Source organism: Streptosporangium nondiastaticum, assembly GCF_003011965.1.
Taxonomy (GTDB): domain Bacteria; phylum Actinomycetota; class Actinomycetes; order Streptomycetales; family Streptomycetaceae; genus Streptomyces; species Streptomyces nondiastaticus.
On record NZ_PXWG01000178.1, the window covers coordinates 1 to 11,959 of the forward strand.

The 11,959-nt window shown below is 74.6% G+C and carries 8 protein-coding genes; 5 read left to right on the forward strand and 3 right to left on the reverse strand.

The features are described from left to right. Window positions 1-917 (forward strand): glycosyltransferase family 4 protein (locus B7P34_RS32665; RefSeq protein ID WP_106681792.1); only part of this gene is annotated, 917 nt, incomplete at its 5' end. A gap of 21 nt (window positions 918-938) precedes the next feature. Here B7P34_RS32665 and B7P34_RS32670 read toward each other — a convergent pair. Together B7P34_RS32670 and B7P34_RS32675 are read right to left on the reverse strand one after the other, a co-directional pair. Continuing rightward, a complete protein-coding gene (locus B7P34_RS32670) occupies window positions 939-1,787 on the reverse strand; it encodes a pentapeptide repeat-containing protein (RefSeq protein WP_223268467.1) in 849 nt (282 codons plus the stop codon). 32 nt (window positions 1,788-1,819) lie between these two features. Further along, on the reverse strand, window positions 1,820-3,430 hold the full coding sequence (locus tag B7P34_RS32675; RefSeq protein WP_106681794.1) for a PucR family transcriptional regulator: 1,611 nt from the start codon (window positions 3,428-3,430) through the stop codon (window positions 1,820-1,822). Window positions 3,431-3,612: 182 nt separating this feature from the next. On the opposite strand from B7P34_RS32675, the gene B7P34_RS32680 reads away from it, so the two are divergent. Beyond that, window positions 3,613-4,914, forward strand: coding sequence for an MFS transporter (locus B7P34_RS32680; RefSeq protein WP_106681795.1), 1,302 nt, complete (start codon window positions 3,613-3,615; stop codon window positions 4,912-4,914). Window positions 4,915-5,103: 189 nt separating this feature from the next. Here B7P34_RS32680 and B7P34_RS32685 read toward each other — a convergent pair whose 3' ends face one another. Then, window positions 5,104-6,906: a glycoside hydrolase family 15 protein gene (locus B7P34_RS32685; RefSeq protein ID WP_435693991.1), complete on the reverse strand. Its 1,803-nt coding sequence runs from the start codon at window positions 6,904-6,906 to the stop codon at window positions 5,104-5,106. 453 nt (window positions 6,907-7,359) lie between these two features. Here B7P34_RS32685 and B7P34_RS32690 point away from each other — a divergent pair, with 453 nt between their 5' ends. The 3 genes from B7P34_RS32690 to B7P34_RS32700 form a co-directional block, all read left to right on the forward strand. Beyond that, entirely contained in the window at window positions 7,360-9,009 is a 1,650-nt protein-coding gene (locus B7P34_RS32690) for a CTP synthase (RefSeq protein WP_286157535.1), read from the forward strand. Between the two features lie 75 nt (window positions 9,010-9,084). Then, window positions 9,085-9,711: an NUDIX domain-containing protein gene (locus B7P34_RS32695; protein WP_106681797.1), complete on the forward strand. Its 627-nt coding sequence runs from the start codon at window positions 9,085-9,087 to the stop codon at window positions 9,709-9,711. Between the two features lie 171 nt (window positions 9,712-9,882). Next, window positions 9,883-11,959: tetratricopeptide repeat protein (locus tag B7P34_RS32700; protein WP_223268468.1), on the forward strand; the 2,077-nt coding region annotated here is incomplete at its 3' end.

Genomic DNA, 11,959 nt, shown 5'->3' on the forward strand with positions numbered 1-11,959 from the left:
GGTCCCGGCCGGACGCCCTGGCCGTGGCGGGCATCCGCGCGGCCAGCGCCGGCGCCGACGTCGTGCACGCGCACGGCCTGCGCTCCGCGGTCCTCGCGGCCCTGGCGCTGAGCGGCCGCGGTACTCCTCTGGTGGTCACCTGGCACACCACGCGGCCCGCGGACGGCGCCCGGGGCCGGTTCGTACGGCTGATGGAGCGGCGCGCGGCCCGTGCCGCGGCCGTCGTCCTCGGGGTGACGTCGGAGCTGGTGGACCGGGCCCGGACGCGCGGCGCGCGGGACGCCCGGCTGGCCCCCGCGGCCGTGCCCGCCCCGCGCCGGGCTTCGGATGACGACGACGGCGACGAGCCGAAGGACAAGACCCGCGCCGAACTGGGCGCGGTGGCCCGCCCGTTGCTGGTCACCGCCGGCCGCCTGGAGCCGGGCCGGGGGCACGGCCCGCTGCTGGACGCGGCCCGCGCGTGGCGCGAGCTGGATCCCGAGCCGCTGCTGATCGTCGCGGGCGAGGGCTCCGAGCGCCCGCTGTTGCAGCGCCGCATCGAGGACGAGGGCCTGCCGGTCCGCCTGATCGGCCGCCGCGACGACGTGCCCGCGCTGCTCGCCGCGGCCGACGTCGCGATCCTGCCGAGCCGCTGGGAGGCCCGTTCCCTGCTCGCGCAGGAGGCGCTGCACGCGGGCGTCCCGCTGGTCGCGACGGCGGTCGGCGGCGTCCCGGACCTGGTCGGCGGCGCGGCCGAGCTCGTCCCGTACGGGGATTCCGCCGCCCTGGCCGGGGCGGTGAGCCGCCTGCTGGCCGATCCCGCCCGCCGCGCCGAGCTCACCGCGGCGGGCCGTGCCCAGGCGGCCACGTGGCCCACGGAGGACGACACGGTCGCCCACGTCCTCAGCGTCTACGACGAGCTGGTCATAAGCCGCTAGGAGAATGAGCCGCTAGGGCTGTTATCCCCAGTGCGCCGGGCGGCTCAGCCCCGCCGGCAGCTTCGTGCGCGCGTCTCCCCGCGCCGCGTTGAGCTGCGCCTGGGTGAGGAAGACGCTCCCCGTGAGGTCGGCGCCGCTCAGGTCGGCGTCGCGCAGGTCGGCCCCGAGGAGGTCGGCCGTCCGCAGGTCCGCGCCGCTCAGGTCGGCGGCGATCAGGTAGGCCCCGCGCAGCTGGGCGCCCCGGAGGTTCGCGCCGCGCAGCCGGGCCCCCATGAGGTCGGCCCCGCGCCGGTTCTTCTTCTTGCCCGGGACCTGCGCCCGTACGAGCTCGCTGGTGCGCTGCAGCAGCTCGCCGACCTCCTGCCGGCGCACCGCCACATTGACCTCCAGGATCGCCTCGGGGCTCTCGTGGGTCAGGCGCTCGACGGCGTCGTGGACGCGGCGGATCTCGGCGTGCAGCTGCCGCGCGGCCGGCAGGGCGAGGGCCTCGGCCAGGTACCAGAGCAGCTCGTGCAGCTGCCGCATGACGGGGTAGACGGCGAACATCTGCCGGGCCGTCCCCGGGTCCTGCCGCCAGTCCCGGCCGCCGAAGGTGACCTGGGAGACCTTCTGCCCCGCGCCCTGGCAGTCGTAGACGGTGCAGCCGGAGTAGCCCTTCTTCCGCAGCGCGGTGTGGATGCCGCAGCGGAAGTCCTGCTGCAGGTTGCCGCACGGCTTCCCGGCGTCCTTGCTCGCGGCGAAGTCCGCCGACGCCACGAACGGCAGCGCGACGCAGCACAGCGCGAAACAGCTGCCGCAGTCCGCCCGCAGGTCCTCGCGGTCCGCCACGGCGGCGCCGCCCGCTGCTTCGTTCTTCTTCGTCCCGGTCACCGTTCGAGTAGAACCGGGTGCATCTGCGCAGGTCAAATCCATTCCGTGTGACGTCGGGCGCGCAGCGCCAGGCCCAGCGACAGGACCGTCTCCGGATCCTCCAGGTCCACGCCCAGCAGCCGCCCGATCCGGGCCAGCCGGTCGTAGAGCGTCTGCCGGTTGAGGTGGAGCTCGCGCGCGGTCTCCGCCTTGCGGCCCGCGTGCGCGAGGTACGCGGTGAGCGTGGGGAGCAGCGGCGGCCGCGCGGCGGCGTCGTGCGCGATCAGCGGGCCCAGCACCCGGTCGACGAACGCCGCCAGGTCGCCCTGGGAGCGCAGCCGCCACAGCAGGACGTCGACGTCGAGCCGCCGCACGTCGTGCCAGGGCCGGTCCGGCAGCCCCTGGGCCGCGGTCGCGGCCTCGGCGGCGTGCCGCAGCTCCGCCCCCGCCGTCTCCCACGTCGCGGGCGCCCCGGCCACCACGACGGGTGCCGGGAACCCCGCCCGCTCCACGCCTGCCCGCAGCGCCGCCGCCACCCGGCCGGCCACCGCGGCCCGCTCCGCCGCGTCCCGCAGCCCCACCAGCAGCGGAACCCGGCCCTCCGGCAGTCGGACGCCCAGCAGCACCGGCGCCCCCACCCCGGCCAGCTCCTCCTGCACCGCGCAGGCCAGCGCCGCCCGGCCCTCCGCCGGGGCCAGGTCCGTCGCCGGCCGCATCACCAGCGGCAGCAGCGGACCGGAACCGGGCCGGAAGCCCAGCACCCGCGCCTGCGCCGGCGCCTCGGCCGCCGCCACCCGGCCCTCGGCCAGATCGGCCAGGAAGTCGCCGCGCCCGCGCGCCGCCAGCTCCTCCTCCTGCCGCGCCTGCAGCAGCACCACCGCCAGCAGCCCCGCCGTCCGCTCCGCCGCGATCCGGTGCACGGGCGCCAGCGGCGCGTCCACCGGCAGCACGGCCAGCCGGGCCCGCACGGCGCCCGGCCCCGGCCCGTGCCCCGGCACGTCGGTGACGACCGCCCCGGCCGGCCGGCCCGCCGGCGGCCGCAGCCGCTCCCACACCTGCAGCGGATCCGTGCCGCCCGCCGCACCCTCCGGCCCCGCCGCGTACAGCAGCCGCCCGTCCGGGGTCTCCAGGAACACCGGATTGCCCGCGAAGCCCGCGAACAGCCGCAGCACCTCCGGCACCCCGCCGCCGCCCAGCAACACCTCCGTGCAGCGCCGGTGCACCTCCTCGGCGCGCCGCAGCAGGGCGTAGTGCTCGTTGACGAGCTCGGTGTGGATCTCCTCCGTCACCGCCACGAACGGCACCTCCCGGTGCAGCTGCACCAGCGGCAGCCCGCACGCGCGCGCCGTGTCCACCACCGCGGCCGGCAGCGTCACGAACCGCGCGCCCAGCTCCACGACCAGCGCCGCGATGCCCCGCTCGGCCAGCCCCCGCACGAAGGCGCGCTGCTCGGCGGGGCGGCTGCCCACCCCCAGGCCCGTCGTCAGCAGGAGCTCACCGCCCTTCAGCAGCGCGGCGATGTTCGGGGCCTCGCCCGCGTGCACCCACCGGACGGCGCGGTCCAGCCGGTCACCCGCGGCGAGCACTTCGGGCAGGCCCTTGCGCAGCGCCGGCAGTTCGAGGGCCCGGGCCACGGTGATGCCCTGCGGGGCGTGCGGTTCCATGAGCGGAACCTAGCCGCCGTCCGGCGCGGTTGTCAGTTGCGGGCCTGTGCTGCAGGTCCGGCACCGCCGGCCGGGTCCGTGCGGGGCGCCGGCGGGAGCCCGGTGGAGCCCACGGCCGCCGGGTCGCGGCCCCACGGCGGACGCCTTACGCACCGTCCGGCGCCGCCCCTACTCTGGCCCCCATGACCGCAGCCCCCGACAGCCACGAGTCCATACCCTCCGGCATATCCCGGGACGCCGGCCCCGTCCTGCCGGACCGCGCCGCCGTCCAGCGCCGTACGGTCAACGTCCTCATGGCCGCCCAGGTCGTCATCGGCATCGGCATGGGCGCGGTGATCTCCTCCGGCGGTCTGCTCATCGAGCACCTCACCGGCTCCGAGGCCGCCGCCGGCTTCGCCACCACCCTCGTCACGCTCGGCGCCGCGCTGCTGTCCGTACCGCTCGCCGCCCTCTCCCGGGCCCGCGGCCGCCGCGCCGGCCTCAGCGCCGGCTGGCTGATCGCCTCCGCGGGAGCGCTGACCGTACTCGCCGGCGCCGCCCTCACATGGGCCCCGCTCGCCCTCTTCGGCCTGCTCCTCCTCGGCTCCGGCACCGCCGCCAACCTCCAGTCGCGCTACGCCGCGACCGACCTCGCCGAGAAGGACGGACGGGCCCGCGCGCTCTCCCTCGTCGTCTGGTCGGCGACCGTCGGCGCCGTCCTCGGACCCAACCTCACCGGGCCCGGAGCCGCCGTCGCCCGCACCGTCGGCCTCCCCGAGGCATCGGGCACGTTCGTCTTCTCCTGCGCGGCGTTCCTCGCCGGCGCGGCCGTGATCCGCGCCCGGCTGCGCCCCGATCCGCTGCTGCTGGCGGCCCGCCTGGACGCGGCCTCGGCACCCGCGCGGCAGGCCCGCTTCCTTACCCGAATGAGCGGCGCCCTGCGACACGTGGCCGCGTCACCCTCCGCGCTGACGGGGCTGACCGCGCTGGTCCTCGGGCATGCCGTGATGGTGTCGGTGATGACGATGACGCCGGTGCACCTCGCCCACCACGGGGCCTCCCTCAGCGTCGTCGGCTTCACCATCAGCCTGCACATCGCAGGCATGTACGCGCTCTCGCCCCTGGTGGGCAAGGCGGCGGACCGGCTCGGGCGGGTACCGGTGATCCTGGCCGGGCAGGTGGTCTTCGTGGCGGCGACGCTGCTCGCGGGCACGGCGGGCAGCCGGCAGTGGGCGATCGCGGCCGGGCTCTTCCTGCTGGGTGTCGCGTGGTCGTGCGCGACCGTCGCGGGCTCGACCCTGCTGAGCGAGTCGGTGGACGCCGAGCACCGGTCCGAGGTGCAGGGCGCGTCCGACACGCTGATGAATCTGGTGGGGGCGGCGGGCGGGGCGCTTTCGGGCGCGTTCGTCGCGCTGAGCGGCTACGGCGGCCTCAACGCCGCCGCGGCCGTCCTCGTCGTACCGGTCAGTGCGTGCGCCCTGTACTTCGGCCTCCGGAGGCGCTAGCGCTCCGATGGAAGTCCGGTACGTCATCTGCGGGCGCGTCGTGGCTGGTCGCGCAGTTCCCCGCGCCCCTTCGGGGTGGTGCAAGAACTGCCGCGCCGCAGCACAGGAAATTGATCCCGCCGCCACGGCGCTCAACCCCCACGGCGAGGGTCCGGCGGAATGGCGGTCCACCGGAACCCGTACGTGCCGCTATCCCCCGAACGCGGAGGACGCCGTCAGCCGCAGCGCCGTGTCGATCAAGGGAACGTGACTGAACGCCTGCGGGAAGTTCCCCACCTGCCGCTGCAGCCGCGGGTCCCACTCCTCCGCCAGCAGCCCCAGGTCGTTCCGCAGGCCCAGCAGCTTCTCGAACAGCTGCCGCGCCTCGTCGACCCGGCCGATCATCGCCAGGTCGTCCGCGAGCCAGAAGGAGCAGGCGAGGAAAGCGCCCTCGTCGCCTTCCAGGCCGTCGACCCCGGCCTCCTCGCCCGCGGTGGGGTAGCGCAGCACGAAGCCGTCGGGCGTGGACAGCTCGCGCTGGATGGCCTCGATCGTGCCGATCACGCGCTTGTCGTCGGGCGGCAGGAAGCCCATCTGCGGGATGAGCAGCAGGGAGGCGTCCAGCTCCTTCGACCCGTAGGACTGGGTGAAGGTGTTGCGCTCCTTGTCGTAGCCCTTCTCGCACACGTCCCGGTGGATGTCGTCGCGCAGCTCGCGCCACCGCTCCAGGGGCCCGTCCACGTCACCGGACTCGATGAGCTTGATGGTGCGGTCGACGGCCACCCAGGCCATGACCTTGGAGTGCACGAAGTGGCGGCGCGGGCCGCGGACCTCCCAGATGCCCTCGTCGGGCTCGTTCCAGTGGTCCTCGAGGTAGCCGATGAGGCGCAGCTGCAGCACCGAGGCGTAGTCGTTGCGGGCGAGGCCCGTCATGTGGGCCAGGTGCAGGGCCTCGGTGACCTCGCCGTAGACGTCGAGCTGGAGCTGGTCGGCCGCGCCGTTGCCGACCCGGACGGGCGTGGAGTTCTCGTAGCCGGGCAGCCACGGAAGCTCGGCCTCGCCCAGCTCGCGCTCGCCCGCGATGCCGTACATGATCTGCAGGTTCTCGGGGTCTCCGGCGACGGCGCGCAGCAGCCACTCGCGCCAGGCGCGGGCCTCCTCGCGGTAGCCGGTGCGCAGCAGGGAGGAGAGGGTGATGGCCGCGTCGCGCAGCCAGGTGTAGCGGTAGTCCCAGTTGCGGACGCCGCCGATCTCCTCGGGCAGGGACGTCGTCGGGGCGGCGACGATGCCGCCCGTGGGGGCGTACGTCAGGGCCTTGAGCGTGATCAGGGAGCGGATCACGGCGTCCCGGTAGGGCCCGTGGTACGTACAGTGCTCGACCCACTCCCGCCAGAACTCCTCCGTGGCGGCCAGCGAGCCCTCCGGGTCCGGCAGGGCGGGCGGCTCGCGGTGCGAGGGCTGCCAGCTGATGGTGAAGGCGACGCGTTCGCCGGGGGAGACGGTGAAGTCGGAGTAGGTGGTGAGGTCCTTGCCGAAGGTGTCGGCGGAGGTGTCGAGCCACACCGAGTCCGGGCCGGCCACGGCCACCGTGCGGTCGCCGACCTTGTGCACCCAGGGCACGACCCGGCCGTAGGAGAAGCGCATCCGCAGCGCGGAGCGCATCGGCACCCGCCCGCTGACGCCCTCCACGATCCGGATCAGCTGGGGCGCGCCCTCGCGGGGCGGCATGAAGTCGATGACGCGGACGGTGCCGCGCGGGGTGTCCCACTCGGATTCGAGCACGAGGGAGTCCCCCCGGTACCGGCGGCGGTCGGCGGGCGGCGGGGCCGCTCCCGACGGGTGCGCGGGGCCGACCCGCCAGAAGCCGTGTTCCTCCGTGCCGAGCAGACCGGCGAACGCGGCATGGGAATCGAAACGGGGCAGGCACAGCCAGTCGGCCGTGCCGTCCCGGCAGACAAGGGCGGCGGTCTGCATATCGCCGATGAGTGCGTAATCCTCGATACGCCCGGCCACGGTCATCTCCAGTCGAACGGCGCCACATGACCCCGTGGGGGTCCCTCTTGCGGTCAAGCGATCTTTAGACGAGCTCTGTTCCGGAAGGTGCGTCTCCCTGCGGGTACCTACTGCCCCCGGCGGTGGCCGGGGAAGGTGGCTGGGGAGGGCGGGATGATGCCGTGCCGGCCGGCTCGCTGCATGTGTCCGAGCAGGATACGACGCGGAGTTGGTGCGACGCGCGACGGTTGGAGGACGAATCTGAGCCGAATGGGTGGCCTGTGACGCCGCCGCCACGCACCGCCACACAGGGGCCGGGGACGCGTCGGCGGAAGCGGCCGGGCCGGGGCGCTGATACCCTGGTACCCCGTGGACCGGTGGGCGCAAGACCCCCCAACCGCAGCGACGGCACCCCCGAAAACTCCGGGTCGGCGCCGGTACGCACCCTCCACTCGCGACCACGGGAGCCCCCCTTTGGCCATTGCCGCAAAGCCCACGACGACCAAGCACCTCTTCGTCACGGGGGGTGTCGCCTCCTCGCTCGGCAAGGGACTGACGGCCTCCAGCCTGGGCGCGCTGCTCAAGGCGCGGGGTCTGCGGGTCACGATGCAGAAGCTCGACCCCTACCTCAACGTAGACCCGGGCACGATGAACCCCTTCCAGCACGGTGAGGTGTTTGTCACCAACGACGGCGCCGAGACCGATCTGGACATCGGCCATTACGAGCGTTTCCTGGACGTCGACCTCGACGGCAGCGCGAACGTCACCACCGGCCAGGTGTACTCCTCCGTGATCGCCAAGGAGCGGCGCGGTGAGTACCTGGGTGACACGGTGCAGGTCATCCCGCACATCACCAACGAGATCAAGCACCGCATCCGCCGGATGGCCACCGATGACGTCGATGTCGTCATCACCGAGGTCGGTGGCACGGTCGGTGACATCGAGTCGCTGCCGTTCCTGGAGACCGTCCGTCAGGTCCGTCACGAGGTCGGCCGGGACAACGTCTTCGTCGTGCACATCTCGCTGCTGCCCTACATCGGCCCCTCCGGCGAGCTGAAGACCAAGCCGACCCAGCACTCGGTCGCGGCCCTGCGCAACATCGGCATCCAGCCTGATGCGATCGTGCTGCGCGCCGACCGCGAGGTCCCCACCGCCATCAAGCGCAAGATCTCGCTGATGTGCGACGTCGACGAGGCCGCGGTGGTGGCCGCGATCGATGCTCCGTCGATCTACGACATTCCGAAGGTGCTGCACACCGAGGGCCTGGACGCCTACGTCGTGCGCAAGCTCGACCTTCCCTTCCGCGATGTGAACTGGACGCAGTGGGAGGACCTGCTGGACCGCGTCCACAACCCCTCGCACGAGGTCACGGTCGCCCTCGTCGGCAAGTACATCGACCTGCCCGACGCCTACCTGTCGGTCACCGAGGCCATCCGTGCCGGTGGCTTCGCCAACCGTGCCAAGGTCAAGGTCAAGTGGGTCGCCTCGGATGACTGCAAGACCCCGGCCGGTGCCGCCGCCCAGCTCGGCGACGTCGACGCGATCTGCGTCCCGGGCGGTTTCGGTGACCGTGGTGTGAACGGCAAGGTCGGCGCGATCACCTACGCCCGCGAGAACAAGGTGCCGCTGCTGGGCCTGTGCCTGGGCCTGCAGTGCGTGGTCATCGAGGCCGCCCGCAACCTGGCCGGCATCGAGGGCGCCAACTCCACCGAGTTCGACCCGGCCACCGCCAACCCGGTCATCTCCACCATGGCCGAGCAGCTCGACATCGTCGCCGGCGAGGGCGACATGGGCGGCACCATGCGTCTGGGCATGTACCCGGCCAAGCTCGCCGAGGGCTCCATCGTCCGCGAGGTCTACGGCAACGAGCAGTACGTGGAGGAGCGCCACCGCCACCGCTACGAGGTCAACAACTCCTACCGCGCCGAGCTGGAGAAGGCCGGCCTGGTCTTCTCGGGCACCTCCCCCGACAACAAGCTCGTCGAGTACGTCGAGTACCCGCGCGAGGTCCACCCCTACCTCGTGGCCACCCAGGCCCACCCCGAGCTGCGCTCCCGCCCGACCCGCCCGCACCCGCTCTTCGCCGGCCTGGTCAAGGCTGCCGTCGAGCGCCAGCAGGGCTGACCTATACGGTTGACCGGGGTGAAGGTTTCCGCACGGAGGCCCTCACCCCGGTTTCCGCTTTTCTGGAGGACGTAGATGGGCATCAAGGACACCGCCGCCGAGTGGCAGGTCAACGCGACCGAGACCCCGTTCGTCGGCAACAAGACCAGCGTCCGCACGGACGAGGTGGTGATGCCCGACGGAACGGTCGTCAAGCGCGACTACCAGGTCCACCCGGGCTCGGTCGCCGTCCTCGCCCTGGACGAGGAGGGCCGCGTGCTGGTCCTCAGCCAGTACCGCCACCCCGTCCGCCAGAAGCTCTGGGAGATCCCCGCCGGCCTCCTCGACGTGCCCGGCGAGAACCCGCTGCACGCCGCGCAGCGCGAGCTGTACGAGGAGGCCCACGTCAAGGCCGAGGACTGGCGGGTGCTGACCGACGTCTACACCACGCCCGGCGGCTGCGACGAGGCCGTGCGGATCTTCCTGGCCCGCGAGATCTCCGACGTCGAGGGCGAGCGCTTCGAGGTGGAGCACGAGGAGCTCGACATGGAGCTCGACCGGGTGCCGCTGGCGGAGCTGGTGCGGGGCGTCCTCGCGGGCGAGCTGCACAACAACTGCCTGGTCGTCGGCGTCCTCTCGCTCGCCGCGGCGCTGGCGGGCGACGGCGTGGACGCGCTGCGCCCGGCGGACGCGGAGTGGCCCGCCCGCCCCTTCGAGGCGTAGCACCTTTCCGCCGGGCGGGATTCACCCGACGATCATCAGAACCGAATAGGTGATCTTCTGCAGCGGCGGCCGGGACTCCCCGGGGCGCGCCGGGCCGTGAACTAGGCTCATCGCGTGCCCGACCGCGGCCGCGGCGGGCTCGTTCGTGGCAGGTGGACGGGAGTGTGCCCCGTGGCGGAGCAGGCGGTGGAGACCGGCGACGGGATGGCGGCGGCGCCGCCGGGGCGGCGGTCGTCCGTCCCGGCGGCCGGCGGCCCGGCCCGTACGGCGGCCCCCGTGCTGCCCGGCTTCGTCGGCCGCCGCCGGGAGCTGGAGGAGCTGCGCGCCGACATCGTGCGCGCCGGCCTCGACACCCTCGCCGGCCGCAAGAGCCCGCGCGGCCGGGTCCTGCTCATCGCCGGGCGGCCCGGCTCCGGCCGCACCGCCCTGGCCGAGGAGCTCGCCGGGCAGCTCGCCGGCCAGTACCCCGACGGCGTGCTGCGCGCCCGGCTCACCGAGGCCGGCGGCGCCCCCGTCCCCACCGAGCGGACGGCCCGCGCGCTGCTCACCGCGCTCGGCGCGCCCGTCCCCGCGGGTGCCGAGGAGGACGAGCTGACGCAGGCGGTGCGCAGCGCCCTCAAGGGCCGCCGCGCGCTGCTGCTGCTCGACGACGCGGCGGGCGCCGAGCAGGTGGACCCGCTGCTTCCGGACAAGTCCGAGTGCCTGATTGTGGCCGTCTCGCGAGGTCCGCTGACCGGCGTGCCCGACGTGCGGCCCTGCACCCTGGGCGGTCTCGACACGGCCTCCGGCGTCGAGCTCCTGGAGCGCTACGCCGGCCCCACCCGCATCACGTGCGACCCGGCCGCCGCGAACGCCGTGGTGGAGGAGTGCGGCGGTCAGCCCGCGGCGCTGGTCCTGGTCGGCGGCTGGCTCGCGGCCCTGTCCAAGCTGTCCGTGGTCGACGCGGTCACGCGGCTGCGGGAGATGCCGCCCGGCGACGGGCACGACGTCGCTGCCCGCCCGCTGGCCCGCGCCTTCCGGCTCGCCTACGAGGCGCTGCCGGCGCCCTCCGCCCGCATCCTGCGGCTGCTCGCACTGGCCCCGGCCGGTTCCGCGGACGCCCACACCACCTCCGCGCTGGCCGGCTGCTCGGTGTCCGCCGCGCAGACCGCCCTGGAGGACTTCGAGGCCCGCGGCCTGCTGCGGGCCGAGCCCGCCGCCGGCTCGCTGCCGCCGCAGTACCTGGTCCCGGGCTGCCTCCTGGACATGCTGCGGGAGCTGATGCGGACCCAGGAGCGGCCGGCCGAGGTCGAGCTCGCCCGGGCGCGGATGCTGGAGCGCACCGTCCGCCAGCTGCACTCCTGCCGCGCCGCCACCCGCACCGACGACCCGCTGACCCGCAAGCGCCTCGCCGAGCTGCCCCGGCCCCTGCGGTTCGCCTCGCCGCAGGCGGCGGGGGAGTGGCTGACCCACCGGCTCCCGGCGCTCCTGGCGGCCGCCCGGCTGGCCGTGCAGGACGGCCGGCTCGACACCCTGGCCCGGCGCCTGGTGTCCGCGCTGACCCGCGCCCTGACCGCGCACTTCGGCGCCGAGGAGGCGGGCCCCGAGCTCTACGGGCTCCACCAGCTCGTCCTGGACGTGGCCCGGCGCTGCGAAATGCCCCTGGAGAAGGCCGCGGCCCTGCTCAACATCGGCGACCTGGACGCCCGGGCCGGACGCACCTCCGCCGCCCTCGGGCGCTACCGGGAGGCGCTGGACGCGGCGCGCGGGGCGGGCGACCCGTACGCGATCAGCCGCTCCCTGGAGTCCATCGCCGCCTCGTACCACGAGCTCGGCGACTGGCAGCGGGCCGTCGACTGGTACGGGCGCGCCCTGGAGCTGCGCCTGACGCGCGGTGAGCTCGCCGACGAGGCGCGGCTGTACGGCCGGCTGGGCGCCGTGCGCAGCTACGCCGGGCAGTGGAACGAAGCCCTCCGTGACTGGCGGGCGGCGGCCGCCGCGTGCCGCCGGCTGCGGGACCTGCCCGGGCACGCCCGGGCCCTCGGCGAGATCGCCCGGGTGCACGAGCACGCGGGCCGGCCGCAGGACGCCGTGCGGACCTGCCGGGAGGCCGTGGAGAGCGCGCGGCAGGCGGGCGACGACCGGCTGCGGGCGGCGATGCTGCTGCGCCTCGCGGACACCCTGGAGCGGCTCGGCGACCCCGCGGCCGCGGCCGGGCACCGGTCCGCGGCCGGCGAGCTGCTGACGGGCGTCGCCTCCGCCCCCGCCG

Excerpts from the sequence above, each read along its gene's own strand:
- B7P34_RS32680 (WP_106681795.1), top strand. The coding sequence starts at position 3,613 with ATGACCGCAGCCCCCGACAGCCACGAGTCCATACCCTCCGGCATATCC.
- B7P34_RS32695 (WP_106681797.1), top strand. The coding sequence starts at position 9,085 with ATGGGCATCAAGGACACCGCCGCCGAGTGGCAGGTCAACGCGACCGAG.
- B7P34_RS32675 (WP_106681794.1), bottom strand. The coding sequence starts at position 3,430 with ATGGAACCGCACGCCCCGCAGGGCATCACCGTGGCCCGGGCCCTCGAA.